Below are 23,541 nucleotides of genomic sequence, written 5' to 3'. Positions count from 1 at the left end.
TATGATACGTAGGTGAGTCCATTTTGATACGTTAAATAAATATACCGAAATAAATATACTAAATAAAAATACACTGCGCCGATAAAAAAGCATATCGACGCTATCTATTAATTTATATATCTTGATCGGCAGAAGTAAGTTACAAAGTAACCAAACAAAGATACACCTACAGGTCAAAATGATACGTAGGTATTAATGAAGGAGGTAAAACAATGGCTTTGAAATCATTAGGTGCCGAGCACTATCTCGCTATACAGTGGTTAGCGCAGCCGAAGAAAGGCGGTAAAACGTATAAAGAGATCGCAGAAATCTGCGGTGTACACGTCAATACCTTGGATAATTGGCGCAGAGACGACTTATTTATACGTGAGTTAAAGCGTGAAATGGTACGCAACACCCTTGATAAACTGCCGGCTGTACTCGATGCGGTTCCGGACATTATCGTACGTGATGGTAACGCGGCAATGTTTAAGACGTTATTACAGGCGCATGATATGTTGACGGAAAAGCACGAAGTTAATACGGAGTCGACTGGCGGTAAGAGTATCGAGGATATTAGAGCGAAGTTGGAACGCTACAAGGCGGAATCCACAACGGAAGATACCGACGACATATAATAGTAGAAACTCGTAACGTGAGTGTGTAACGGTGTGGATTGCGAACATAACCCGCCGTTTACACCCGTTGCAAGCCCTCGGCGGACACCCGACCGAAATTTTCAGACCGACCGTAACCGACCCGATAAACTGGCGGAAATTGGCAACGGATTATGCAACGTTTTATACATTCGCTATTCACTACGATTGTATAAACACAACGTAAGAATGCGGGTTGAAGGACTGCATAAATGTATACGGAAATGTAACGTAATGAATGACGGTGCGAGCGTTGATTTAACAGGCCCCGGGGCTATCTTCGAATGATACACAAGAGGTTTCTGTTACATTCGATATTCATCGTTGTGCATACGATATAAACGATAAACAATTGTGAATGTTTTGATAACGGAGGTGCCCGGGCAGGGGGGGCGCCCCGAAATTTCGCCCCATTTAGTGCGTCTTAAATCCGAAAAACAAATTTTTATTTCGACTTTTTAATCGTAACTTGTCCGTCGGTTTTACGCAACAAAAAAACGCCCGTTAAGGCGTTAAAGGTTGATATTGACGTATACTTCGTCGATCATATCTTGATTTATTCCGATGTAACGTAGCGTATCTTTTTGCGATGAGTGGTTAAATATCGATTGCAACAGCGTTATGTCAGTACCGTTTTTGTAAGCGTGGTAACCAAACGATTTTCGCAATGAATGGGTCCCGAGCGCGCCAATCTTATCGGCTACACCTGCTCGGTCGGCGGCGTCGTTAAGTATACGCCAAGCTGCGATACGACTAATCGGTTTATTATCACCTTTTCGAGACTTGAACAAATACTCGTCATCGTCTGCGGTAGCTGGAACAATCTCGCTTACTGCATTTTTAATCGAATGATTAAATACGAAACGTTTCGGCTTGCTAGTTTTCGTTTCTTGCACGACGATGGAGTCCTTGTCGCGTACGTCACCTACCTTAATCTTAAGTATATCGGAGATACGCAAACCTGAATTAATGCCGAATATAAACAATAATTGATCGCGCCCGTGAAGCGCTTTTTTTATTGCATTTATGTGCTTAATATTGCGGATTGGCTGGACTTCATTCATCGAATACAACTCCATTCAGATATGTTACATTCATTTTAACGCCAAATTTATCCAAAGTCAATGAAATTTTATAATTTTACAAGCGCTAGGCGAACGGCGCTTTGCCGGTTGGGGCTTCGTACCAACATACGTCCAGCTTCGGGACTTCCTCCGGAGCCGATTCGCAATCTATGAAAGTGAAGGCGTTAACTGGCGCAGGAATGACCGTGCGTGACGGCGTGTTATCCGGATACTAATGTTGAGGGTTAACAGTATAGTCAGGCGTTTCGCTGCCGTTAAATGCGACCTATAAAGTAGTCCGCCATAATGGCGGGCTTTTTATTTTGAAATTAAACCGGCGAAAGCCGAAAGGAGACGATGAACATGGCGGCAAATAACGCGCGCGAATTTGGTGTTACTGTTGACGAAAAAGGGACGGCAATTGACGTAAGGAAGGCGAAAAGGAATCTAACGGTTAAAATCGACGTAGACATTTCCGAAGCACTCACCGGACTAAAGGCGCTACAACGTGAAGCGAAGAAAGCGACGCAAGTATTACGGGAGTTAGAAGAACTTATTTCGAAATAAAGTGAAAGGAGGCGATCGACTATCGCATGGGTTAACGGAAAATGGCTTAACCGTCAGGAGCGCCAGGAATTAATCGATAGTACAACCGAGTTGATTGACAAAATGCTCGAAGCGGAGTCCAGAGGCGAATTATTGCCGTCCGACTATGACGAACTTGACGAATTGGTTGACCACTTAACGCGACTGAAACGAATACATCGTGCCGAGGTCGATCTCCTTTATTTTGCACTCGAATATTTCAGTCAAACGCACAACGAAGATAATGCCGGAAATTGGGATGATTTCGAATTAGAGTCGACCGACGATGCTGCGGAGTTCCACAAAGAGATATGCGCAAGCATTGACGAAGTATCTAACGTTACCAAAAACGCAAAAATCGTACGAGCAGCACCGCGTTCACACGGTAAGTCGTCTTACTTATCAAAGGCGGCTCCATTGCGTGAGGTTGCCTATCGCAAGCGTAAATACATCATCATAATCTCGGAAACTCCTACGGTTTCAGTCGCTAACCTAGAATGGATTGCCGGTCAGTTAAAAACTAACGAAAAGTTACGTGAAGATTTTGGACCACTACTATCGCCAAAACAACAAATGAATCCGAAAGACAATAGCTCTGAATTTATCGCATGGGAACCGGATAGTGCTGATAATAAAAAGCAATTAACACTTGTTCAAGCCGTATCTACAGGTCAAGCGCTACGTGGAAGGACTTGGAATGGTGGACGTCCAGATTTAATTATCGCGGACGACTTAGAAGATGCGCGTCCAGGCGGAAACGCATCTACGAGAGAGCAAAGAGAGGCCTTGCGAAATTGGTTTTCACAAGCAGTTATGCCACTAGGCGATCCGAAGGGTAAGCGAACGGCATTTATCGTAATGGGAACCGTTGTCCATGAATCTAGTTTACTTAATGATTTGTTAAAAAATCGACCGGACTTCAAGTCCAAAAAATATAAAGCTCTAATCGAGGACCCCGACCGTATGGATTTGTGGGACGAGTGTAGGTCGATATATTTAAGTGACCAAATTCCGATAAATGAGCGAGAACAGAAAGCGCTAGAATTTTACGAAGCGCATAAAACGGAAATGGACGAAGGGGCAGTCGTATTATGGCCGGAAGTTCAGCCGTTGTGGAAATTGATGGCGTGGAAATGGGCTAACGGATCCAAAGCGTTTAATACCGAGTATCAGAACGAGCCTCGCGATGAGGAATCGCAAATATTCGTTCCTGAGAAGTTTCGCTACTTCGACGAATCCGATTTATTCGATGCACAAGGTAATCCAACACCGTTAGAGTATTATGGCTATTGGGATATTGCTGCAGGTAAAAGTTCGAGATCAGACTATAACGCGATAGTCACAATAGGTCGTGATCGAAGAACGGGTGTTATTTATATTATCGACGCTTGGGCTAAAAAGTGCAAAGCAAATGAAGCGCTAAAAGTTGCGGTCGACAAAATAAAACTGTACCAGCATCGAAGATTTGGCGTAGAGACTATCGGTATCGGGTTCGACATGCATAGGCAGCTACAAGAGAGGCTTATGAAAGAGAATGTATTGGTTACAAGGTTACACGAAATAAAGAGTCATTCAAGTAAAAAAGAAAAGCGAATAGAATCACTCGAGCCGTTAACCGAAAACGGCTTTTTGCGTTTCAATAAACATCAAAGTTTACTACTCGAACAGCTTGAGCAATTCCCGTCCGGTCAACATGACGATTTACCCGACGCGCTTTCCGGTGCTGTAGATTTAACAGGTGGGTTAAGGAGACGGAGAGCTTTTATGAGAAAACCACCAGGCATATAAAAACGGAGGTGAGATTTTGCCAATCTTTGAAATAGGGAGTTACTTCCCACCTAGTGAAGAACAAGGACGAATTGATCGTTATAGAAGAAACAAACATATCTTTAAAGGGAATCATGGACTTGTCTTTAATCAAGAAAAATTAAACGAAAAACAAGCCCACTCAATTTACATTAGTACAAACTTGGCGAAATTAATCTGTATAAAGTCTGCGGACTTCCTTTTCGGTGAACCGCCGATATATAGTGCTGGGAAAAATGATGATTCAAACGAGCAAAAAGCCATAGAAAGACTTGTAATTGATAATGATTTAAATACAACGAATGTTGAATCGGCGATCGGAAACTCCTATCGGGGTGATTCATTTTATAAAATACGGTGGGGTCAAAAGTATGGCGGATTACTTTCCAAAGACATAGACCCATTTAGAGTAATTATTGAATCGCAGAAAGCGGAGTACGTCTTTATTGAAACTATACCCGGTGATACAAAAACAATCTACGCTTACCATATAGCCTTTCCTCAAGTAGTTGAAGAAACCGGCGACCAAGAGTGGATTTTAAAAGTAGAGTCGCACTATCCCGGAAAAATCGTTTATTCCGAGTATAAAATGACACCGATTAAGACTTCAAAGATTGAAAACGAAGTAATCACTTGGAAGATTGAATCAGAGCACGAAGGTTCAAAGTCAGAGGTCGAAACAGGTGTCCCATTTCCATTAGTTGTTCATGTACCTAATTACACTACTGACGACGACTGCCTCGGAATCGATGATATTAGCGAAAGCGAATCACTTTTCGATGAAATCAATAATCGATTAAGTAAAATCGCGGAAATACTCGACAAACATAGTGATCCCGCAATGGTGGTTCCGGTTGGAAGTCTCGATATTGATGAACGCGGCAATCCGGTTTTTCGTACCGGTAGGGATAAGGTTTTTGAGGCGGAGAAAAATGATTTACTCCCGCAATACATTACGTGGAACGGTCAATTAGAGGCAGCATTCAAGGAATTAGATAAATTAGTCGATCAAGTTTTACTAGTTTCGGAGATACCACCGGTAGCTCTCGGTAAGGACAACAGTGGCACAAGCGGAGCTTCGGGTCTTTCGATTAAGTGGCGTATGAACTCGCTACTATCGAAGATTAATAGAAAACGACAGTACTATGATAAGGCGTTAAGACAGGTTCTTTTAATCGCGCAAATGTTAGAGCACTCCAAAGTAGGCAAGGAAAAGCTTGGCTATGATATTACGATTCCGAAAATCAAGTTTAGAGACGGCTTACCTGACGACGAAATGGAACAAGCTACGATCGCTCAAGTACGGACTGGCGGAAAGCCTACACAGTCACAACTTGGCGCAATAATGGAAGTCAATGGGTTTACCGAGGAGCAAGCACGCATTGAGTTGGAGCGCATTCGCGAGGAAGAACGAGCCGATTCATTCGTAGATACGACCGTATTTAATAACGTTGAGGTTGAAGAATAATGACGCAGCCTCCAAAACCGAATTACGACTATGAAGTTAATAGACTCGTCGGTGCATACGAAAAAGCAATCGAAGAAATTCTGCGAGAGTTAAATCGCTTGGACTTGAATAATTTTTCACGCGCCAACCAACTAGCAACCTTAAAATCTATCGGCGAAATTTTAAACGAATTGAACGTCGAAGCCGGCGAACTAGCGAGGGCAAGTATCGAGAAGGCAGTAAAAGACGGCATTATCAGCGCAATAATGTCGTTGGGAATTGCTGAAACGGTACAAGCCGCGGAAACACTCGTCAAATTCAACCGAATTAATAAGGAGTTAGTTGCCGCAGCGGTCGCTGATACACAATCGGACCTATTGGCGGTTACTAGGAACGTCGATAACAAGGTACGGGCAACAGTTCGTCGAGTTAGTGCGGAAGTGTTACGAAGCAATTTAACGAAAGGAGTCAATGCGACCCAATCGTTAAGGCGAGATATTACCGCAGAACTTCGTAAACAACTAGGCGAGTCTGTTAATACCGGTATAATCGATGCGGCGGGAAGGCGTTGGCGTCCGTCAAAATATGTAAATGTACTCGTACGTACGAAAATGATGGAAGCTCATAAAGAATCGACTATAAATGAGGCTTTAAGTCGTGACGTTATGTATGGCGTTATCAGTCGACACGGGGCGAAAGATGCTTGCGGAAAATGGGAAGGAAAAGTCGTCAAATTAACACCGGATGCACCCGGAAATTATGTTTATATCAACGACATACCTCGTAACGAGCTTTTCCATCCATGCTGCAGGCACACAGTTAGTCCGATTCGTAACCCAGAACGCGCTTGACCTAGCGTATGTCATTAAACTGCGCAAATATTCGAGGCGTTGCTCGTTAAACACGAATAAAGGAGAGTATTAATCATGTCTGAAAATCAACAAATAGAAACTAATAATCCGTCTGACGAGACGAAAAAAACGGAGGAAGTCACGAAAGAACATATGATTCCGAAAAGTCGTTTTGACGAAGTGAATCAGAAGTATAAAGACGTACAATCACAACTAGACCAATTACTTACCGATAAAATTGCGGCTGAAACAAAGGCAAAAGAAGAAAGCGGAGAGTATCGGGAGTTGTACGAGAGAACTACGAAAGAATTTGGCGAATTTAAATCCCAGTTCGAAAGTGTTGAGTCTCGCGCAAAGGAACTTGAATCAGTAGTTAATACGCTACTACAAACGAAACTAAGCGGTATTCCCGAAGAGTTTCACGACTTGATACCGGAAAATCTAACACCGGAAGCGAAACTCGACTGGATTAACAAAGCTGAAACAAAAGGCTTATTCAAGGAATCAAAAGTCGAGCAACCGGTAGGCGGTCCGACTAATCCTTCGAATAAACAAAAAATAGACCTTGATAAGTTAGACACAGGGCAGTTACTTCGCATGGGTCTTGAACAAAGCAAGAAATAGAAAGTGTTCTACGTAAAAATCGTAGGATGCTTTTTTATTTTACAAAAAAATTACTTAGGGAGTGTTTTATTTATGGCATTAACATTGATCGAATCAGCGAAACTTAGTCAAGATATGTTAAAACGAGGAGTTATTGAAGAATACGCAAAAAACTCCGCAGCTTTAGAGATTTTACCATTTATTGAGGTAGCGGGAAATTCGTTTGCGTATAACCGTGAGGGAACTTTACCGAATATCGATTTCCGTGAAGTTAACAAGGGCTATACTGAAAGCTCGGGTACAGTGAACAACCAAACTGCTAACCTAGCAATTATGGGTGGAGACGTTGACGTTGACCGTTTTATTGCACAAACACGTAGTAATATTAACGATCAAAGAGCTATTCAAATTCAACTAAAGACAAAGGCACTTGCTAAGTTCTTCGATAAGAATTTCATTGACGGTGACGTAGCAGTAAATCCTTTAGGTTTCGACGGCTTAAACAAACTTACTACAGAGATTGTTTCTGCGGGAGAAAACGGTAATCCACTTACTTTAACAATGCTTGACGAATTGTTAGACGCAGTAGATGGCGGACCAAATGCACTATTCATGTCTAAAGAAATGAGACGTCAAGTTAAAGCGTTAATTCAACAACACAACGGTTATATCGAAAACGAATATGATGCGTTCGGACGTCCGGTTATGACTTACGGTGGAGTACCGATTCGTATTATCGGCGACGGTATTTTAGGATTCGACGAAACTCAAGGTACTTCGACTGATACTGGATCAATTTACGCACTTCGAATTGACGAAGCGGATGGAGTAGCGGGTATTACTAACGGCGGCGTAAACACTGAGGATTTAGGGGAATTACAAGAAAAGCCAGCATACCGTACACGTATTGAGTTCTACGCAGGCTTAGTCGTTCAAAACTCAAAATCTTCCGCACGTCTAAAAGGTGTTCAAAAATTTAGTTAAGGAGGTTTTATAACAAATGGAATTTACGATAAAAACTCCTAACGACTATTATAACGGGGTTACAGAGGGTGTCCAATTCAATAACGGAGTTGGGCGCACTAATAACGAAAATGTCCGAAATATTCTAGTTAACGATTATCATTACGAAGATGTAACGCCAAAACAAACGGAGGAAAAGGCGCCTAAGAAACCGCGCAAAACCTCCGGAAAATAAAAAACGGAGGTGTTCTTATGGCGGTAACTATCGCAGGGGCTGACGCTTATATTTACGCAAATGTTATCGATATAGAGGATTGGCAAGACTCGGACATGGAGCGAAAGCAGCGGTTACTTAACGTGGCTGAACGTACATTGACTAACCGGTACAAACCATATGTAATTCCCGATGATGCGGTTTACGAGTTCGTACCGGTGCTTGCTGCCGCCTTTAACGATACGAACAAACTACAACAATACGGAGTGAAACAATTCTCCGTCAAAAGTATCTCTTTTACCTTCGGCTCCGGTAAAACTGATTTACTCGATCTCATTCCGAATAGTGTACTCGATTTGATTGGCGAAGCAAATGGCGTTAACTTGACGAAGCGAAGAATCGGAAGGAGTGTACGCTAATGCCGATCATTCCGTTAAAGCAGATTATCACAGTGATAAGAAAGGGCGAACCCGACCGTTGGGGTAATTCTACCGAGGAAACATTCGTCTTAAAATGTCGTGTTGATGAGGGGAGCAAACTCGTACGCAATACGTTAGGGCAGGAAGTTGTAGCTGGGATGGAGATTACCCTCGATAAACTCGCGGATATCCGGTACACGGACGAGATAGAGTATACCGACGAGCTAAACCGGACAATCAAAAAGGCGCCAATCAAAATCGAAGTAATTCGTTGGATTAGCGGAAAACCAAAGTTAACGGTGGTGTATGTGTAATGGCGAAAGAATTTACGCTAGATTTACAGCCGTTAGAAAACTTGATTAAAAAGTCACCTTTAGCCGCAGCGGCCGGAGGTAAACAAGCGTTAGACGATATTAAAGACGATTGGGTTAGGCAGTCGCGTGATATTGCGCCATTGGATAGCCGTAACCTTCACGACCAAATTGACGGAAAAGTGGAGGGTAACGGATTTAAGTCCGAAGTAGTAATATCAGCTAATGCAAAAGCAAAAAGCGGCACTGGCGACTTTAATTATGCTTACTACATTCATGAACAAGACGCAGGAGGCAAACAATTAAGGCACCCTGGAACAGTAAAAAAATTCTTAGATGAGTCAGCAGACGAACGTCTTGAAGAATGGCAGCGATGGCTTGAGGACGGAATAGCAGAGGCTTTGAAAAGGGAGGGGTGGTAATTTGGCGGACTTAGTAAATGAGTTAGAATCCATATCGGATTATGTCCAAACAGTTTTAACTGACGTTAAAGTAATAAATTACCTTCCAAAAACTTACAAACCTAAAGAAGTAACTATCCGTTTTCTTTCCAGCGACCCCGTCAACGAATCACAATTCTACTACCGACTAGACCATTCGATTCAAATAGTTTATTTCGACGTTAATGAATTAGGTTGTATTTCAAAAATGAACCATTTAGAAAGAAAATTTAATGATGATTTAGTTATCCCTTTAAAGGGAACTAACGAGACTCGGTACTTGCGTATCGGGTCTTTTTCGTTGTCGCAACCCTTCGAGAGTGACAGCGGAATGTTCGCATGTATCGGCGTATTGGACGTTACTATACGCGAACCAAGAACGCAACCCCAATACGACAAAATTGGCGAAATCGTCACCGAAATCACAACGGATGATGAGACGACCACAGTTAAAACAAATTGTCATAAGGAGTGATTGTGAATGGCTGCAGGATCATGGGACCCGACCTCTTTGCCTATTCGTCCAGGGATTTATATCAATTTCGTAGAAGTAGCACTCGCGCAAATAACGGGAGGAGCACGCGGAATTGTAGGTATACCATTGTTTGAATACGGAACTGCGGAAGCAGGTAAGTTCTACACTTTCGAAAATGAAAGGGAAGCTACCGACGTGCTTGGAACGCAATACAACGACGTTGTTATTCGAGCGCTGCAAGGCGGAGCAAAAGAAGTTTTAGTGTATACAGTTCCAACTAACGCAGATTCCGAACAACAATACATCGATATGCGAGACGCTTTTGAGGCTCGTCAGTTTAACGTATTCGTATATGCCGATGAGGTATCAGCAACGGAACAAGATAACACGCTAGCTTGGTGCAAACGTAACCGCGAAGAAGGAAAGCACTTTATGGTAATTTTCGGGGGTAGTACGGCAGACGATCAAGACCCGACAGTCGGAAACGCACGATCAATTCGATTGATGGACGATTATGCCGTCAACTTAATTACCGGGGTTGTTCTATCGGATGGTAGTGAGCTTAATTCGTCTCAATACGCTTCCTACATTGCGGGTTTAATCGCGGGTACTCCGATTAACAAGTCGATTACTTACGAAGTCTTACCGGTTGTTGACGTAACAAGACGATTACGTAATAGCGAAATTAACGCTGCGCTAATTAGCGGATCACTTGTACTCGTAAATGATGGACGCAAGGTTAAGGTCGAGCAGGGAATTGTGACGAACTCTAACGAAAGTAAACGGAAAAAGATACGTAACATCCGTGCTAGACAAGCGGTTGCTACTGACATACCAGCGACAGCTTGCGATAACTATATCGGAAAAATTGACAACAACGATGACGGACAGGCGGCGTTAATTAGCGCGATCAAGGCTTATCTTGAAACACTCGAAACTAATAACGTCTTAACAGACTTGTACGTCGGCTTAGATAAACAACGACCATCAGTTGGAGATTCGGTTTTCCTAGAAGTCAGTTATACGGAAATCGACTCAATGGAACGCATCTTCTTAACAATCAACATTTAAGGGACGGTGAATGAATAATGGTATTAGATGCCACAAGGACTATTAGCGGAAGTTACGGAACAGTCTGGATGGACGGTAGATGGCTTACAAATTTTAACTCTGCCGAAGCGATGGGCGAACTTGATAAAGAGGAAATTAAACGCGCTGGAACACGAATAGTTGGACACAAAGTAGTTGGTATAACATGGAGTGGCACTTTAAAAGGTCTAAAGGTTACTTCGGAACTGACAGAATTAATTAGTCAAGTTGCGGATGATACTAAAGCTCCTTTTGTAACTGAATTGATACTAAAATTAGCTGACCCCGAAGCATATGGATTCGAACGAGTCCGTCTCAAAGGTGTACAGTTCGATAGAATTGATTTAATAAGATTTGAAGCGGGGAGCGTTGTCGAACAAGAACTCCCGTTTACTTTTAGCGGTATGGAATGGTTAGACAAAATAGTAGGTGTTTAATGGCGGGTCTTGGACCCGTCTTTTTATTTTCGAAAAATTAACCTGGGAGGTTTTTATATATGGCGGATTTATTACAAGCATTACTTGATGCGGAAATGAACGAAGAAAAAAAGGTAACAATCGCAAGGTTTGGTGATTTTATCATTAAACCTGTTGACGGAAAAACAATAGGACGTCTTAATCAACAAGCTACACACGGCGGTACGCTAGATGAGCAAGTTTTCGGTGGGAATCTTATTGCTACTGCGGTTAAAAATGTGGACTTTAACAATGAGGCTTTAAAAGCAAAGTACAGCGCTTCCGACGCAGGCGATTGCGTTCAGAAGGCTTTATATGCCGGAGAAATTGCGAAATTAGTAAAAGAAATCATGGACCTAAGCGGATTTGCTGATTTCGACAAACAGGTTGAAGAAGCAAAAAACTAATAAAAGCCGGAGGAGAGGCGTGGATATTACACGTTATTTTCCAAAGGCATCATATTCCACCGGATGAAGTTTACCAAAAGCCTCGAAGATTTCGTGCTCTAATGTATGCTTCGGAGCTTTTGGAGCAAGAGGCAATAGAAAAGCAACGAAATAAATGACGGAAGGAGGTAGCGTATGGCTTATGATTTAGTCGCCAGGTTGCGTTTAAACGACCTTAACTTTACAAGCGGAATGCGTAGGGCTAGTCGTTCTATGCAAGGGCTTAAATCCGGAGCGGGTGAAGTCATTAAGCAACTAGGGTTAGTTACGGGTGCGGCAGCAGGTGTGGTGACGGCATTTTCATCTGTCAATAAAGCGATAGATTTTGAGGCTCAATTATCGTCAATTAAAGCATTAACGGGTGCTACAAGTAAGGAAATGGCGCAAATGTCGCAATTAGCGCTAGAAATGGGCGCAGCAACTAAATATAATGCGCTTGAGGCGGCGCAAGGTATCGAAGAATTACTAAAGGCGGGTTTAACTCCGGCAACCGTTCAAGCTGGCGGTCTTGAAGCAGCGTTAAACCTTGCAACAGCCGGAGGTTTAGGACTTGCAGACGCAGCGGAAATTATGTCGACGGCTTTGAATGCTTACAAGGCGGACGCTCTAAAGGCTTCGCAAGTGTCGGACATTCTTGCCGGTACAGCTAACGCGTCAGCCACTTCGGTTGAGGAATTGCGTTACTCTTTGGCTCAAGTTTCGGCGGTTGCGTCGGGCATAGGAATGTCATTCAAAGACACAAATATCGCGCTTGGTTTATTCGCAAACAACGGACTTAAAGGTTCGGACGCGGGTACTTCATTAAAGACTATGCTATCGAATTTACAACCGCAGACAAAAGCGCAAGTCGAGGCGTTTATGGACTTAGGGTTAATGGCGAGAGACGGATCGGTCGCCTTTTACGACGCGCAGGGAAATCTAAAGAGTCTAGGGGATATTGCAGGCATCCTTCAAAACTCGATGAAAGGCTTGACCGCACAACAACGTATGGCACGGATGGAGACTATCTTCGGTTCAGATGCAATAAGAGCCGCAAATATTCTCTATAAAGAAGGTGCTGACGGTGTTAAGAATTTTAATGCGGAAATGTCCAAAGTTACAGCATTAGACGTCGCTAAGGAGAAAATGAATAACGCTGCGGGCGCAATAGAACAATTCCAAGGTGCAATCGAAACGTTGCAAATAGCGGCACTCACTCCGATGCTACCAGTAATTAAAGAGGCAGCTAACAACGTTGCTAATTTTATTGAAAACCTCAAGCCGGAGCAAATAACAGCGTGGGGCAACAATATTAAGTCAGCATTTCAAACGGCTATTACGATGGCAACTAATATTTACACCTTCATTAGCTCGAATTGGGGAACTATCACAAATGTAGTTGTAGGATTGACTACTGCGATCATCGCATTCAAAGCGGGGATGGCTGCGTTATCGATAATCGGAACTATTAATGCTCTAATGGTAGGGTTCCGCACAGGAACACTTGCGGCTACTGCGGCTCAACTAGGACTAAACGCGGCAATGTTGGCTAATCCAATGACTTGGGTAGTTGCTGGAATCGCGGCTTTAATCGCGGCGGGCGTACTTTTATGGAAAAACTGGGACACTGTTAGCGAAAAGATGGACAATGCTTGGAACATGATTAAACGTGGTGCTGCCTCGGCAATCAACTTCCTTATCGACGGTATTAATGAATTAATTAACTTAATCAACAAGATACCAGGCGTAAATATTCCTATCGTACCGAAGGTCGATTGGGGCGCAGCTAATGACGCGGTAAGTAAGGCAACGCAGTCGAACATTAAAGTCGGTACAAATGGAGTACAAGCTAAAGCATACGCTGCGGGTCTTTCAGTTGTTCCGAATGATGGTCCAGTGTATGTGCATAAGGGAGAACGTATATTAAATCCCGAAGAAGCAAAAGCGTATAATTCAAGTTCGGGCGGAGGCGTCAACGTTCAAATCGCTAGTCTTACAGTTCGCGAGGATGCCGACATCGACAAAATCGCGGAAGCACTTTACATGAAAATAAACGGAGCATTGGAGGCGGGTGCGTAATGGCTGTCGAGTTTTGGTTGTCGTACAACAATGGCGCAGAAAAGTTACGGTTTCCCGTCAACCCAGCGACGTTAACTGTAAATTCACCGTTTGGTAACACGGACGTTAACGTTATGCATTTCGGCGAGTTTACGGTAATTGGCGAGCGTGGCTCCGCAGAGTTTTCGTTCGAATCATTCTTTCCGAGTTATTACAACCCAGTTTACTGCGAATACTCCGACTTCCCAACACCCTCCGAATGTATCAGTACGATTGAGCGTTGGCGTGACGAGCGCAAGCCGTTGCGTTTCATTGTAACAGGTTCGAACGTAAACTATGCGGTTACTATACGAGAATTCAGCTATGAGGTTCAGCGGGCGGGCAATCCGGGCGATGTTTTTTATTCGCTATCGCTAAAAGAGTATCGCTTTTTAGATACGAGCGCAACTGCGAAAAACGTAACGGAAAAGCCGAAACCTGCGAATAAGCAACGTCCACCCGTCGTAAACAAAGGCACGACGAAGCAGGAGAAAACGTACACCATTAAATACGGCGATACACTTTCGAAAGTATTCGGAAAGGATTGGCGAAAAGTTTACGAAGCAAATCGGAAGGTCATCGGCAATAATCCGAACATAATTAAACCCGGTCAAAAGTTGGTGTTGCCGTCATGACGCAAAAGTTACGAGTTATTTACTATCACAACGGAATGGTTCGGGACCTTGCCGGAAGGGTAAAGGACGTTGAAATCAGCGGCGATACGGCTCAAGCATTTCGTAGTTGCTCAATTTCGCTGAACAACACGTCGGATGGGCGCAAGTATGCGATTCCGTTTAAGAACGGCGGCGAGGTTCGCGTTCATTATGGAAATACTGAAATATTTCGCGGCATCTTATTCGCTACTTCAATCGACTCGACTGGCGCGCAATCCCTGACGGCTCACGATCCGAATGTTTACTTAACGAAGAATAGCGACACTGTACGATTTGTCGGTAAAACAGCCACGCAAATACTTTCGACGCTTTGCGGTAAATACGGCATTGCTGTCGGCAATCTAGCGAACACACGCCATGTCATTCCTCGTTTTATTGTGCGCGGTAAAACGCTATACGACATCGTTGTTACGGCGTTGACTGAAACGCAAAAAGCAACGGGCAAGCGGTATCGTTTTCGCAACGTAGCGGGAAAGCTTGAACTTGTCGAAGTTACCACCCAGGTTAAACGGTTAGTTCTCGAAAATAAGCGAAACATCATTGACGCATCCTTTTCGGAGTCTATCGAGGACGTGAAAACACGCGTCAAACTAACGGGCGGAGACGAAGAAAAGCCGGTCACATTCGAAGTAAGTTCGCCAAGTGCTTCGCAGTATGGCGTCATGCAACACTACGAGCATAAGAGCGACGTCAAGTCTGCGAAGGAGTTAAAACCGTTAGCCGATGCTTTACTTGCCGAAATGTCAAAGCCATCGCAAGAATTTAGCGTAACAGCAATCGGAGATATAGAAGTAGTAAGCGCCACAACCGTTGTAGTCGACGAATCTATGACGGGCATCAAGGGCGCTTTTTATGTTGCGTCAGACTCGCACACGTTTTCGGCTGACGGGACGCACACTATGTCGTTATCACTATCGCGCGAACTAGAATTACCGCAGATTGAATACGATCCACCGGAAGAACCAAAACCGAAAAAGAAGAAGGAGGCGAATAAGAAATGACGAAATGGATTAATCGCGAAGGTAACGTATACGCGAAGATTGGTCAGATGATTCGCGAAACAGGCTATTCAAAGCCGGTAAACATCGAACTCGCAACGGTTGTCGAAGCGCCTCCTAATCTACGTCTAAAACTCGACGCGGACGGTTTGGTGCTAGAGAAGGAAGATTTAATAGTTGCGCAATCTTTAACGAAGCATGAGAGAAAAGTATCGCTTAAAAGTTCGAGCATCGGCGGTGCCACAACGCCTGCTGGCGAAGGTCCGCATACGCACGGCTACGAATCTATCGATATTCAAGAAGGTATATTGACGTTTGAGGACGAACTAGCGGTTGGCGACCGCGTTATCGTCGTGTGCTTAGACGAAGACATGATTTATGTCGTACTAGATAGGGCGGTGTGGTACTAATGGCTGACTTAATGCCGAATAATCAACCGGAATTACTTGACGCATACTTAGACGCGGAAGCAAATGCGCAGCCGGAGCCATCGTTGACTTATCGGATTAACTTCGACCAAAGCAGGCTCGGCGGAATGATTGACGAAATTGACGCGATTAAACAATACGTTGTCAAGGCGTTGCTCACACATCGCGCATATTTTCATATTTACTCGGACGACTATGGATGCGAACTCGAATCGTTACTCGGTAGCGACGTAACCGAGTCGTTTATCCAATCGGAATTACCACGTATGGTACGCGAGGCAATCATTTACGATGATCGAATAGTTGATGTAACGAACGTAACGGCGGAACGCAGAGGCGACGCCGTTTTTATTGTGGCTACCGTTGAGTCAATCTACGGAGAAGTCACGCAGGAGGTGTCGATTTAATGGCGTATGAAACTCGAACAGCGTCCGAAATATTGGACGAAATGAAGTCGTCGGTACGTGACGATGTTGACAAACGAGAAGGCTCGGTCGTACACGACATGCTTGCGCCGCCAGCGGAACAAATCGAATTGCTAGATTACGAGTTGGAGGCGATTTATCTTAACGGATTCGCAGATACGGCGGACTTACCTTATTTAATTCGAAGGGCTGCCGAATGGGGCGTCGACTGGAAAGACGCGGTTAAGGCGCGCGGGCAAGTTACAATTACCGGCACAAACGACGTAGTAGTTCCGGCTGGCTTTCGCGTGTATACGGATTCGGGCATTTACTTTCAAACTGTCGCAGACGTAACGATAACTAACGACACAGCAACGGTCGAAGCCGAGGCGGTCGTCGGTGGTATAGCCGGCAATATAGGAATCGGAGAGATAACGCAATTTGTAAACACGGTAGCGGGCGTCGCTAGCGTTACTAACAACGACGTATTCACAGGTGGTATTGACGCGGAAACAAGGGAATCGTTACTCGCGCGATACCTGCTTAAAGTCCGCAAGCCGATTACGTCGGGCAACATTTATCACTACGAAAAGTGGGCGACGGACGTCGACGGCGTAGCTACCGCGAAAGTATTCCCACTATTCGATGGACCTGGCACGGTCAAAGTCGTTGTAATAGCGGCAGATGGTCGCGCTCCATCACCGGACGTTATCGAAAATGTAGCGGAACATATCGCAGTTGAGCGTCCGATTGGCGCAACAGTAACGGTTGTTCCAGTTACTGAAGTAGCCGTAAATATTAGCGCGAAACTAACGCTAGATGGCGACTTAGTGCCAGCGGACATACTAGACGCAGTTAAAGCGTCCATCAGTGCGTATCTACTTACGGCGGCACATTCGGGCATTGTGCGTTATTCGCGAGTTGGCGAAGCGTTGCTCGAAGTAGATGGCGTACTAGATTACGAGTCACTAAAAGTAAATGACGCGACAGCAAACGTACAAATCGCAGAGGACGCAGTAGCGGTAGTCGGCGAGGTGGTATTGACATGACTGTAAAACGCGACTTAATGGACGCATTACCGCGATACTACGACGACAGTCCCGAAGTTGATGCGATTATGTCGGCAAATGCGGAGGAAATCGATAAAACTCGTACGAAGGCGCGAGCAACTACCGATCAATTTTACGTACACACAGCAACGAAAGGACTCGCCGACTGGGAGCGCGTACTCGGTCTAGCGCCAATGCCAAACAGCTCGCTTGAGTTCCGACGTAATCGCATCCTCGCACGATTAAACGGCACGGCGCCGGCTACAGTCGCATATCTGACGGACGTTGTAAACGCATGTCTCGTCGACAAATCGGCGCGAATCATCGAATATAACAGCGAGTATCGATTCGAAGCGACCGTACCACTCGGCGAAGACAGTCCGATAGATACGAAGGAAATATACGACGCGGTAAACGAAGTCAAGCCGGCACACTTGGCGTTCGATTTAGTCGGCGAGATTCGCGACGTCATTACGATTGTCGAAGCGGACTACACCTTCGAAGTGCCGTATCGAATCTGCAATATGTTCCGCACGGATGACGCGCCGGGCGTGGCGGCACGAGCAACGGCAACACTTGGCGTTCAAGAATACGGATTCGTCGTGAACTATCCGATATGCGGCGAATTTTACGCAGGGGAGGCGATTTCATGATAACCGATTTATACCTCGACCAAACGCTCGACTTTCTGCGCGACTTGCCGAAGTCAGCGAAAGTGACGATTAACGGCACGGAAACCGAGCACGACATATTCCGAACATTAGTCGAAGGACAAACGATAAAGCATTTCGTGTACTTGTCGAATGAAACTGGCGTCATTTCAAGCGCCAAGCTAATCGACGCACAACAACGCGACTTGCAGACGAAAACGTATAACGTAACAAAGGGGCCGGACGGCTTTACGATCGTATTTGTGACCGAATTAAAAATCGAGGAGGCGTAAGGATGGCGATAATCAATCCGTATAAGAAAACCGTTTGGTTCGACCACATCGTCGACCCTACTAACGGTCAAGTGATTCAGGAGGGCACGCGGTTTAACGCCGAACGTGCGAACAATATCGAGGACGGCGTTTACGACCTCTACGAGCGCGATTTAATTCAAGAACGCGAAATCAAACGGCTACAAGTTCAATTGGACTTAATTGGTCGTGCGCCGGGTAATAGCGGAGCATTCGTCGATACGTTGGACGGTTATACGAATAAGATGACGTATCAAACTGCGGTAGCTGATGTAACCGAAGCGGTAACGGCGGGGGCAACGACGTTAAAAGTCGATAATGTCGACGGATTCGTCGCGTTAACACAAGTGACTATTTACGACGATGTTTCGCATGAGGACGTGCTAATAACGGCGGTCAATGCGGACTCAATCGAGGTGCAAGCGTTGACTAATTCGTATAAACGCGGCGCAGTAATTACGAGGGCAAACGTAGTGGTAGATACGACATATAAACTAATGCTGAACGGTTCGTGGGGAACATTTACCGTTTCAGCTAGTGAGGTGAGATGATGGTTAAATTAAATGAAGTAGCTGCCGGTGCTATAATAAAATTTGCAGGCAGAGATTGGGTTCTATTAAATCCCAGTGAAGGCTATCTGATGGCGAAAACATCTTTAATTACGAGAAACGTGTATTCAAATAACGATGAAATTTATTTCGCACCACAAAGACCGGGCAGTTTGGCTTATTACCTAAATAATGATTACTATAATTCGCTAAATTCGCAAGAAAGATCTGTAATTAAGTCAAGAACTTGGGGAATTAGTTTAATATCTAGCGCTGAAGGAGGGTACGGTCAAAACACACCTACACTAAATAACTCTCAAATGAGATCAAAAGAGCTGGAAAAAACCGTTTCAGCTCCAATTGGAATACTTTCTATTTCGGAGTGGTGGAAATACTCCGACTTATACCTAAGAAGTGGCGGAATGAATTTTAAGGACAACAGTTTCATGTGGTTAATAACCCCGTACTCCGTAGACACTGGACTATCAGGTTATTACTGGGCGATAGGGTTTTATTCTTCGGGAGAGAAAGCTAGGGCATACTTTAGTGCTACCCAAACTGCAAGGGTTACTCCGACTCTCACTTTAGACCCAAATGTAACAATTTTAAACGGTGCTGTGACTTATAATTTTATTCCTACATTAACGCTAAACTCGCCGACCGACAACGTAACGCTATACGAAACTAACACGTTAAACATCGAAGGCTACGCGGCAGACGCCGACAACGGTAACATCGTAAACGCCCGTTATCAATTAAACGGCGGCACAATTCGCGCGCTTGCGACGGGTATCTCGACAGGTTCGAATACCATTCCGTTCAATAAGCAACTTACGTTCAGAGGCGGAAAGCTATACGATGGCGACACGGCAGTAACCGACGAACTAGCGGAAGGCGTCGCGCACCAACTTAAAGTATGGTCGGAAGATGACCAAGGCGGAAAGTCGCCGGAACAATTGCGCAACTTTTACGTCGTGCCAAACCGACCGCCAGCGCTAACAATTGACCCATTCGCAACTAAGTCCGATTTAATCAACGCCGACAAGGTTACGATTAGCGGAACGGCAAGCGATCCCGACGGCAATACCGTAGTCGTTTCGTATAAGTTGAACAAAGGCATGTCGACGGAAGTTTATCGCGGCAAGGACGGCGCTTGGACATTCGACTTATCGCTGAAAGACCTCATAGCTGGCGAAAACACCGTCGCAATCGAAGTCGTCGACTCGTACAATTCGAAAACGTCGAAAACGCTGAAACTGAATAAAAATCGCGTCGCAACGCCTTTGCTTACGTCCGAGGTACGGTACAAAATCGACCCTCCGAGCGGAACTGCAAAAGGCGTTTTATTATGGGTACAACGTGACGTCGGTTTGACGGTAACGGCGGACATTAGCATGGGCTTAAAGAACGAGCAGGAAACGTACGAAGCGATGACGCTAACTAACACGGCGCCAGTATCGTCGGGCGTAGTTGAGGACGAATTTGTATTCGAAGCGAGCGCCGAAAAGGACAACATCATGCTGAAACTTACGCTTAGTCGCGAATCAGCGGACGTCAACGATGCTATTACGCTAATATCGGGGGTGCTTAGTTAATGACGCTATTACGCAGAAAACGCTTGCCGGACGGTTCGTTCGGTGAGCTCGAAAAAGTATTCGAAGGGGAAACCGACGCCGAAAAGGTCGAGCAGCTTAAGCGCGATTTAGACGACGCCATTATCGAATTGTCGTTGGTAATTGCGATGCAACAGAAGGAGGGCGGCGCGTAATGTTTACGGAAAGTTCAGTCGTAGTGAAAGCGTGGGTACGCAAGATTAACGAAGGGGCGGTGTCAGTCGATGACGTTCCGGCTCTTTTTAATTTGCGCGACGTTGTTATTAGTCTATTGGATAATTCGAAAGGGGATGCGGAGAATGTTTAACGAAAATAGCGTATTAGTAAAAGTATGGTTTACGGCAGTATTAGGCGGTGCTTACACTTACGATCAAGTGCCGGACTTATCGAACCTGCGCGATGAGGTCGGAAAGAAATTGACGCAAATGGGCTACGACATTTCGTCGTCCGCAGCGTAGGAGGCGGAAGGTCAATGGAGGATAAATTCGTAGAGTATTTCATAGCGAACGGACCTTTCGCGGTATTGTTCGTCGGGCTACTTATTTTCGTAATGCGGACGAATAAGGAGCGCGAAGCACGGCAAGAGGAAACGAACAAAGAACGCGAAGGTCGGTTGCACGAATTGCTCGATAAATTCAGTGACAAATACGACGTAGTTATCGAGGAATTGCGCGACATTAAAAATAAAATTGGCGGAGGCGGTAAGGAATGAAAATAGCAATCGACGCGGGGCACGGCTATAATACGCCAGGCAAACGCACGCCCGACGGCTCAATGCGCGAATGGGAGTTCAATAACGCGGTGGCACTACTCGTTAAGCCTTTGCTTGAAGCGTACAAAGGCGTCACGGTTAAACTGACGCACGACACGACCGGCAAAACCGATGTTCCACTAAAGACACGCACCGACACGGCGAACGCTTGGGGCGCCGACGTACTGGTTTCGATTCATGCCAACGCAGCTGGCAACGGTTGGTCGACCGCACACGGAATAGAGACTTTCGTTTATACGTCAATCAAAGCCGGCACTGCAACGTATAAGCTTGCCGAAAACGTAAACACAGCGATTGTTAAGACGACAGGACTTGCGAATCGCGGCGTCAAACAAGGCGACTTGCACATGGTCCGCGAAACTCACATGCCGGCAATTCTCGTCGAGTGCGGCTTCATGTCGAACAAAACGGAAGCGGCATTGTTAAAGTCGGCGGACTACCGGAAGAAGGTCGCGCAAGCAATCGTCGACGGATTGGCGAAGACTTACGGGCTAACGAAAGGGGCGACGGAAGTGGCGAACACAAACGATAGCAAGCCGAGCGCATGGGCGAAAGAGTCGTGGACGAAAGCAACGAAAGCTGGCGTAGTAGACGGCGCGCGTCCACAAGACGGCTTAACACGCGAAGAATTTACGGTAATACTTGATCGTTTAGGACTATTAAAATAACGGAGGGTGATCGGATATGAAACGATTTAAAAATTACGGATTATGGGTCGCGGTGGCGGCATTAGTCGGAATGATTCTAGCGGACGCGGGCTTCAACATTACGCCGGAGAAATACGACGGTTATGTGACGTCAATCTTAACGGTATTAGTACTTGCGGGCATCGTGAGCAATCCGTCGAAGGGTAAAGGCTTTACGGACAAAGACGACGAAAAATAGACGCAACAACAACGCCTCGACTACGGTCGGGGCGCCTTTTTTCGTTTAATACTTAAATGTCATACTTTAATAATTCGTTCATCATTTTTTCTGTGCTGGACTCTTTCCCGTACTCAATTTTAGTTATTAAGCTACTAATTTTTTTGCGTAACTCACTTTCGTAATGTTGTAAGGACCCGTCCATTTGACTTATATTTCCGTTAACTCCGTAGACTCTACCTTCCTTAAGTCCATTAAGTAAGTAATTAATTTCACTTAGCTCTTGATCGAAACGACCGCGAATATCTATTACCTTTTCCTTTTTCTCCCCCACTGTTTCCACCTCCTAGAAATACAAACTTATTATAGCAATTTTGATTTGTAATTAACAGAAAGAAAATTGAAACTAATCAGCAACTTAATCGTATAACATGGTACAATTAGGAAAAAGGACGGTGTTATTAATGGGACTTAAAGATATTTTCAAGGATTCATTAAAAAGACGTGTTCCACTCGACATTTTGTCGGGCGGCAATTCACTAAACCTTACGGAGAAAAGACTAGCAGCTGGAATACGTCAGGCGATCATGATCGAAGGTAAAGAGCGGGGAGAAGTTACGATCCAGATTCCGTTTCTATCGAAGAATGTTTGGTTACTTGACGGCATCGAATGGGAAGAATCCGCAAAACGTAGCGCGGGTAAGGCAGCTACAGGCGCAATTGTCGGTGGAGTTTTAACGGGTGGTGTTGGTGCTATCGCCGGGGCTGCAATCGGAGGGCGGCGCCGCGACAACTCGAAGGCTTTCGTTTATTTAATCAATCCGGAAACAAACGAAGAAGTCGCAATACATATTCGATGCGACGAAAAGCAATATCGCGAAATATCGTCATTCATGTGACCCTAGCGGAGTAATATCCGTTGGGGTCTTTTTTTTGTTTATATCGTATCTATACTTAGATTAAAGCCACATACTGCGGTGAATTTTTGCGTAAAGTTCCGAGTTTCTTCCTATTAATATAGGCGTGACAAAGTAGGACATGCGTCTTTTATTTCTATTGCATTCGATAGCTTGTCCGTGTACAATATGCGTATAAGCGATACAATCGTATGCTATAAATTTTCCGACAAATACTAACGATTACATATATACGTTGATATCACCGTGTCTCTACACGTATAGGGAACCGTGATATTTTTCCGCACGACTCAAAATCGTGTTCCTTCGGGAGTACCAGTTCGACCCTGGTCACCGGTATCAAAATAGTGGAAGACCCTGAAATACATTAAATATAATGTGTTTCAGGGTCTTTTTCTTTGTATTGTTTTTATATTCAATCATTTAGTGATTAA

General features: G+C 44.8%; 34 protein-coding genes. 32 read left to right on the top strand and 2 right to left on the bottom strand.

What is annotated here, in order from left to right; translation table 11 throughout:
* The first annotated feature begins 212 nt into the window (after positions 1–212).
* Entirely contained in the window at positions 213–617 is a 405-nt protein-coding gene (locus MHI39_RS20245) for a helix-turn-helix domain-containing protein (RefSeq protein WP_342540060.1), read from the top strand.
* A gap of 530 nt (positions 618–1,147) precedes the next feature.
* Here MHI39_RS20245 and MHI39_RS20240 read toward each other — a convergent pair.
* Positions 1,148–1,699, bottom strand: coding sequence for a tyrosine-type recombinase/integrase (locus MHI39_RS20240; RefSeq protein ID WP_342540059.1), 552 nt, complete (start codon positions 1,697–1,699; stop codon positions 1,148–1,150).
* A gap of 363 nt (positions 1,700–2,062) precedes the next feature.
* On the opposite strand from MHI39_RS20240, the gene MHI39_RS20235 reads away from it, so the two are divergent.
* The 30 genes from MHI39_RS20235 (at position 2,063) to MHI39_RS20090 (ending at position 22,211) form a co-directional block, all read left to right on the top strand.
* Positions 2,063–2,266, top strand: coding sequence for a hypothetical protein (locus MHI39_RS20235; RefSeq protein WP_342540058.1), 204 nt, complete (start codon positions 2,063–2,065; stop codon positions 2,264–2,266).
* A 102-nt stretch (positions 2,267–2,368) separates the two neighbouring features.
* Entirely contained in the window at positions 2,369–4,072 is a 1,704-nt protein-coding gene (gene terL / locus MHI39_RS20230; RefSeq protein WP_342540057.1) for a phage terminase large subunit, read from the top strand.
* A gap of 16 nt (positions 4,073–4,088) precedes the next feature.
* A complete protein-coding gene (locus tag MHI39_RS20225) occupies positions 4,089–5,558 on the top strand; it encodes a phage portal protein (protein ID WP_342540056.1) in 1,470 nt (489 codons plus the stop codon).
* Positions 5,558–6,388 carry a phage minor capsid protein gene (locus MHI39_RS20220; protein ID WP_342540055.1) on the top strand — a complete coding sequence of 277 codons (831 nt, stop codon included), beginning with the start codon at positions 5,558–5,560 and terminating at the stop codon, positions 6,386–6,388. Before MHI39_RS20225 ends, MHI39_RS20220 begins: the two co-directional genes overlap by 1 nt.
* A 75-nt stretch (positions 6,389–6,463) precedes the next feature.
* Positions 6,464–7,012 carry a hypothetical protein gene (locus MHI39_RS20215; protein WP_216383883.1) on the top strand — a complete coding sequence of 183 codons (549 nt, stop codon included), beginning with the start codon at positions 6,464–6,466 and terminating at the stop codon, positions 7,010–7,012.
* Positions 7,013–7,084: 72 nt separating this feature from the next.
* A complete protein-coding gene (locus tag MHI39_RS20210; protein ID WP_216383885.1) occupies positions 7,085–7,975 on the top strand; it encodes a major capsid protein in 891 nt (296 codons plus the stop codon).
* Between the two features lie 16 nt (positions 7,976–7,991).
* On the top strand, positions 7,992–8,189 hold the full coding sequence (locus MHI39_RS20205) for a hypothetical protein (RefSeq protein ID WP_342540054.1): 198 nt from the start codon (positions 7,992–7,994) through the stop codon (positions 8,187–8,189).
* A 17-nt stretch (positions 8,190–8,206) separates the two neighbouring features.
* Positions 8,207–8,587, top strand: coding sequence for a hypothetical protein (locus tag MHI39_RS20200; RefSeq protein WP_259544473.1), 381 nt, complete (start codon positions 8,207–8,209; stop codon positions 8,585–8,587).
* A complete protein-coding gene (locus MHI39_RS20195) occupies positions 8,587–8,901 on the top strand; it encodes a hypothetical protein (protein WP_180213897.1) in 315 nt (104 codons plus the stop codon). The genes MHI39_RS20200 and MHI39_RS20195 overlap by 1 nt, the downstream gene beginning before the upstream one ends.
* On the top strand, positions 8,901–9,320 hold the full coding sequence (locus MHI39_RS20190) for a hypothetical protein (protein ID WP_180213896.1): 420 nt from the start codon (positions 8,901–8,903) through the stop codon (positions 9,318–9,320). Before MHI39_RS20195 ends, MHI39_RS20190 begins: the two co-directional genes overlap by 1 nt.
* Before the next feature lies 1 nt (position 9,321).
* The gene (locus tag MHI39_RS20185) at positions 9,322–9,813 is read left to right on the top strand and encodes a hypothetical protein (RefSeq protein ID WP_180213895.1); all 492 of its coding nucleotides are present in this window, start codon (positions 9,322–9,324) and stop codon (positions 9,811–9,813) included.
* Between the two features lie 6 nt (positions 9,814–9,819).
* Positions 9,820–10,884, top strand: coding sequence for a phage tail sheath subtilisin-like domain-containing protein (locus MHI39_RS20180; RefSeq protein WP_180213894.1), 1,065 nt, complete (start codon positions 9,820–9,822; stop codon positions 10,882–10,884).
* 68 nt (positions 10,885–10,952) lie between these two features.
* Positions 10,953–11,339, top strand: coding sequence for a phage tail tube protein (locus MHI39_RS20175; RefSeq protein WP_342540053.1), 387 nt, complete (start codon positions 10,953–10,955; stop codon positions 11,337–11,339).
* 59 nt (positions 11,340–11,398) lie between these two features.
* Positions 11,399–11,764: a hypothetical protein gene (locus tag MHI39_RS20170; protein WP_180213892.1), complete on the top strand. Its 366-nt coding sequence runs from the start codon at positions 11,399–11,401 to the stop codon at positions 11,762–11,764.
* Between the two features lie 174 nt (positions 11,765–11,938).
* On the top strand, positions 11,939–13,861 hold the full coding sequence (locus MHI39_RS20165) for a phage tail tape measure protein (protein ID WP_342540052.1): 1,923 nt from the start codon (positions 11,939–11,941) through the stop codon (positions 13,859–13,861).
* A complete protein-coding gene (locus MHI39_RS20160; RefSeq protein WP_342540051.1) occupies positions 13,861–14,514 on the top strand; it encodes a LysM peptidoglycan-binding domain-containing protein in 654 nt (217 codons plus the stop codon). The genes MHI39_RS20165 and MHI39_RS20160 overlap by 1 nt, the downstream gene beginning before the upstream one ends.
* On the top strand, positions 14,511–15,554 hold the full coding sequence (locus MHI39_RS20155; protein ID WP_342540050.1) for a hypothetical protein: 1,044 nt from the start codon (positions 14,511–14,513) through the stop codon (positions 15,552–15,554). Before MHI39_RS20160 ends, MHI39_RS20155 begins: the two co-directional genes overlap by 4 nt.
* Complete coding sequence (locus MHI39_RS20150; RefSeq protein WP_342540049.1) at positions 15,551–15,961, top strand: DUF2577 family protein; 411 nt, start codon at positions 15,551–15,553, stop codon at positions 15,959–15,961. Before MHI39_RS20155 ends, MHI39_RS20150 begins: the two co-directional genes overlap by 4 nt.
* Entirely contained in the window at positions 15,961–16,386 is a 426-nt protein-coding gene (locus tag MHI39_RS20145; protein ID WP_216383906.1) for a DUF2634 domain-containing protein, read from the top strand. The genes MHI39_RS20150 and MHI39_RS20145 overlap by 1 nt, the downstream gene beginning before the upstream one ends.
* A complete protein-coding gene (locus MHI39_RS20140) occupies positions 16,386–17,432 on the top strand; it encodes a baseplate J/gp47 family protein (RefSeq protein ID WP_342540048.1) in 1,047 nt (348 codons plus the stop codon). The genes MHI39_RS20145 and MHI39_RS20140 overlap by 1 nt, the downstream gene beginning before the upstream one ends.
* Positions 17,429–18,085: a putative phage tail protein gene (locus MHI39_RS20135; protein ID WP_342540047.1), complete on the top strand. Its 657-nt coding sequence runs from the start codon at positions 17,429–17,431 to the stop codon at positions 18,083–18,085. Before MHI39_RS20140 ends, MHI39_RS20135 begins: the two co-directional genes overlap by 4 nt.
* On the top strand, positions 18,082–18,375 hold the full coding sequence (locus MHI39_RS20130; RefSeq protein WP_342540046.1) for a hypothetical protein: 294 nt from the start codon (positions 18,082–18,084) through the stop codon (positions 18,373–18,375). The genes MHI39_RS20135 and MHI39_RS20130 overlap by 4 nt, the downstream gene beginning before the upstream one ends.
* 2 nt (positions 18,376–18,377) lie before the next feature.
* Positions 18,378–18,944 carry a hypothetical protein gene (locus MHI39_RS20125; RefSeq protein ID WP_342540045.1) on the top strand — a complete coding sequence of 189 codons (567 nt, stop codon included), beginning with the start codon at positions 18,378–18,380 and terminating at the stop codon, positions 18,942–18,944.
* On the top strand, positions 18,944–20,536 hold the full coding sequence (locus MHI39_RS20120; RefSeq protein WP_342540044.1) for a hypothetical protein: 1,593 nt from the start codon (positions 18,944–18,946) through the stop codon (positions 20,534–20,536). The genes MHI39_RS20125 and MHI39_RS20120 overlap by 1 nt, the downstream gene beginning before the upstream one ends.
* A complete protein-coding gene (locus MHI39_RS20115; protein ID WP_342540043.1) occupies positions 20,536–20,709 on the top strand; it encodes a hypothetical protein in 174 nt (57 codons plus the stop codon). The genes MHI39_RS20120 and MHI39_RS20115 overlap by 1 nt, the downstream gene beginning before the upstream one ends.
* Positions 20,709–20,861: a hypothetical protein gene (locus tag MHI39_RS20110; protein WP_342540042.1), complete on the top strand. Its 153-nt coding sequence runs from the start codon at positions 20,709–20,711 to the stop codon at positions 20,859–20,861. The genes MHI39_RS20115 and MHI39_RS20110 overlap by 1 nt, the downstream gene beginning before the upstream one ends.
* On the top strand, positions 20,854–21,012 hold the full coding sequence (locus MHI39_RS20105) for a hypothetical protein (RefSeq protein WP_342540041.1): 159 nt from the start codon (positions 20,854–20,856) through the stop codon (positions 21,010–21,012). The genes MHI39_RS20110 and MHI39_RS20105 overlap by 8 nt, the downstream gene beginning before the upstream one ends.
* A gap of 14 nt (positions 21,013–21,026) precedes the next feature.
* The gene (locus MHI39_RS20100) at positions 21,027–21,266 is read left to right on the top strand and encodes a BhlA/UviB family holin-like peptide (protein WP_180213915.1); all 240 of its coding nucleotides are present in this window, start codon (positions 21,027–21,029) and stop codon (positions 21,264–21,266) included.
* The gene (locus MHI39_RS20095; RefSeq protein ID WP_342540040.1) at positions 21,263–21,994 is read left to right on the top strand and encodes an N-acetylmuramoyl-L-alanine amidase; all 732 of its coding nucleotides are present in this window, start codon (positions 21,263–21,265) and stop codon (positions 21,992–21,994) included. The genes MHI39_RS20100 and MHI39_RS20095 overlap by 4 nt, the downstream gene beginning before the upstream one ends.
* Positions 21,995–22,010: 16 nt before the next feature.
* Positions 22,011–22,211, top strand: a complete 201-nt coding sequence (locus MHI39_RS20090; RefSeq protein WP_180213913.1) for a holin — start codon at positions 22,011–22,013, stop codon at positions 22,209–22,211.
* Positions 22,212–22,263: 52 nt separating this feature from the next.
* Here MHI39_RS20090 and MHI39_RS20085 read toward each other — a convergent pair whose 3' ends face one another.
* On the bottom strand, positions 22,264–22,524 hold the full coding sequence (locus MHI39_RS20085; RefSeq protein WP_259544511.1) for a hypothetical protein: 261 nt from the start codon (positions 22,522–22,524) through the stop codon (positions 22,264–22,266).
* Positions 22,525–22,654: 130 nt separating this feature from the next.
* Between MHI39_RS20085 and MHI39_RS20080 the strand changes: the two genes are divergently transcribed.
* Positions 22,655–23,089 (top strand): hypothetical protein, encoded by a 435-nt coding sequence (locus tag MHI39_RS20080; protein WP_259544513.1) that lies wholly within the window; start codon positions 22,655–22,657, stop codon positions 23,087–23,089.
* The last annotated feature ends 452 nt before the right edge of the window (positions 23,090–23,541 follow it).

The sequence above is a fragment of the Heyndrickxia sp. FSL K6-6286 genome (genome assembly GCF_038630395.1).
Lineage (GTDB): Bacteria > Bacillota > Bacilli > Bacillales > Bacillaceae_C > Heyndrickxia > Heyndrickxia oleronia.
The sequence above is the reverse complement of the archived record's forward strand: the minus strand, read 5'-3'. Positions and strand labels throughout refer to the sequence as shown.

What these genes read in the sequence shown, in the direction of transcription:
- MHI39_RS20245 (WP_342540060.1), top strand. Translation starts at nt 213, where the DNA reads ATGGCTTTGAAATCATTAGGTGCCGAGCACTATCTCGCTATACAGTGG.
- MHI39_RS20240 (WP_342540059.1), bottom strand. Translation starts at nt 1,699, where the DNA reads ATGAATGAAGTCCAGCCAATCCGCAATATTAAGCACATAAATGCAATA.
- MHI39_RS20235 (WP_342540058.1), top strand. Translation starts at nt 2,063, where the DNA reads ATGGCGGCAAATAACGCGCGCGAATTTGGTGTTACTGTTGACGAAAAA.
- terL (WP_342540057.1), top strand. Translation starts at nt 2,369, where the DNA reads ATGCTCGAAGCGGAGTCCAGAGGCGAATTATTGCCGTCCGACTATGAC.
- MHI39_RS20220 (WP_342540055.1), top strand. Translation starts at nt 5,558, where the DNA reads ATGACGCAGCCTCCAAAACCGAATTACGACTATGAAGTTAATAGACTC.
- MHI39_RS20215 (WP_216383883.1), top strand. Translation starts at nt 6,464, where the DNA reads ATGTCTGAAAATCAACAAATAGAAACTAATAATCCGTCTGACGAGACG.
- MHI39_RS20210 (WP_216383885.1), top strand. Translation starts at nt 7,085, where the DNA reads ATGGCATTAACATTGATCGAATCAGCGAAACTTAGTCAAGATATGTTA.
- MHI39_RS20205 (WP_342540054.1), top strand. Translation starts at nt 7,992, where the DNA reads ATGGAATTTACGATAAAAACTCCTAACGACTATTATAACGGGGTTACA.
- MHI39_RS20200 (WP_259544473.1), top strand. Translation starts at nt 8,207, where the DNA reads ATGGCGGTAACTATCGCAGGGGCTGACGCTTATATTTACGCAAATGTT.
- MHI39_RS20195 (WP_180213897.1), top strand. Translation starts at nt 8,587, where the DNA reads ATGCCGATCATTCCGTTAAAGCAGATTATCACAGTGATAAGAAAGGGC.
- MHI39_RS20190 (WP_180213896.1), top strand. Translation starts at nt 8,901, where the DNA reads ATGGCGAAAGAATTTACGCTAGATTTACAGCCGTTAGAAAACTTGATT.
- MHI39_RS20180 (WP_180213894.1), top strand. Translation starts at nt 9,820, where the DNA reads ATGGCTGCAGGATCATGGGACCCGACCTCTTTGCCTATTCGTCCAGGG.
- MHI39_RS20175 (WP_342540053.1), top strand. Translation starts at nt 10,953, where the DNA reads ATGGACGGTAGATGGCTTACAAATTTTAACTCTGCCGAAGCGATGGGC.
- MHI39_RS20170 (WP_180213892.1), top strand. Translation starts at nt 11,399, where the DNA reads ATGGCGGATTTATTACAAGCATTACTTGATGCGGAAATGAACGAAGAA.
- MHI39_RS20165 (WP_342540052.1), top strand. Translation starts at nt 11,939, where the DNA reads ATGGCTTATGATTTAGTCGCCAGGTTGCGTTTAAACGACCTTAACTTT.
- MHI39_RS20160 (WP_342540051.1), top strand. Translation starts at nt 13,861, where the DNA reads ATGGCTGTCGAGTTTTGGTTGTCGTACAACAATGGCGCAGAAAAGTTA.
- MHI39_RS20155 (WP_342540050.1), top strand. Translation starts at nt 14,511, where the DNA reads ATGACGCAAAAGTTACGAGTTATTTACTATCACAACGGAATGGTTCGG.
- MHI39_RS20150 (WP_342540049.1), top strand. Translation starts at nt 15,551, where the DNA reads ATGACGAAATGGATTAATCGCGAAGGTAACGTATACGCGAAGATTGGT.
- MHI39_RS20145 (WP_216383906.1), top strand. Translation starts at nt 15,961, where the DNA reads ATGGCTGACTTAATGCCGAATAATCAACCGGAATTACTTGACGCATAC.
- MHI39_RS20140 (WP_342540048.1), top strand. Translation starts at nt 16,386, where the DNA reads ATGGCGTATGAAACTCGAACAGCGTCCGAAATATTGGACGAAATGAAG.
- MHI39_RS20135 (WP_342540047.1), top strand. Translation starts at nt 17,429, where the DNA reads ATGACTGTAAAACGCGACTTAATGGACGCATTACCGCGATACTACGAC.
- MHI39_RS20130 (WP_342540046.1), top strand. Translation starts at nt 18,082, where the DNA reads ATGATAACCGATTTATACCTCGACCAAACGCTCGACTTTCTGCGCGAC.
- MHI39_RS20125 (WP_342540045.1), top strand. Translation starts at nt 18,378, where the DNA reads ATGGCGATAATCAATCCGTATAAGAAAACCGTTTGGTTCGACCACATC.
- MHI39_RS20120 (WP_342540044.1), top strand. Translation starts at nt 18,944, where the DNA reads ATGGTTAAATTAAATGAAGTAGCTGCCGGTGCTATAATAAAATTTGCA.
- MHI39_RS20115 (WP_342540043.1), top strand. Translation starts at nt 20,536, where the DNA reads ATGACGCTATTACGCAGAAAACGCTTGCCGGACGGTTCGTTCGGTGAG.
- MHI39_RS20110 (WP_342540042.1), top strand. Translation starts at nt 20,709, where the DNA reads ATGTTTACGGAAAGTTCAGTCGTAGTGAAAGCGTGGGTACGCAAGATT.
- MHI39_RS20105 (WP_342540041.1), top strand. Translation starts at nt 20,854, where the DNA reads ATGTTTAACGAAAATAGCGTATTAGTAAAAGTATGGTTTACGGCAGTA.
- MHI39_RS20100 (WP_180213915.1), top strand. Translation starts at nt 21,027, where the DNA reads ATGGAGGATAAATTCGTAGAGTATTTCATAGCGAACGGACCTTTCGCG.
- MHI39_RS20095 (WP_342540040.1), top strand. Translation starts at nt 21,263, where the DNA reads ATGAAAATAGCAATCGACGCGGGGCACGGCTATAATACGCCAGGCAAA.
- MHI39_RS20090 (WP_180213913.1), top strand. Translation starts at nt 22,011, where the DNA reads ATGAAACGATTTAAAAATTACGGATTATGGGTCGCGGTGGCGGCATTA.
- MHI39_RS20080 (WP_259544513.1), top strand. Translation starts at nt 22,655, where the DNA reads ATGGGACTTAAAGATATTTTCAAGGATTCATTAAAAAGACGTGTTCCA.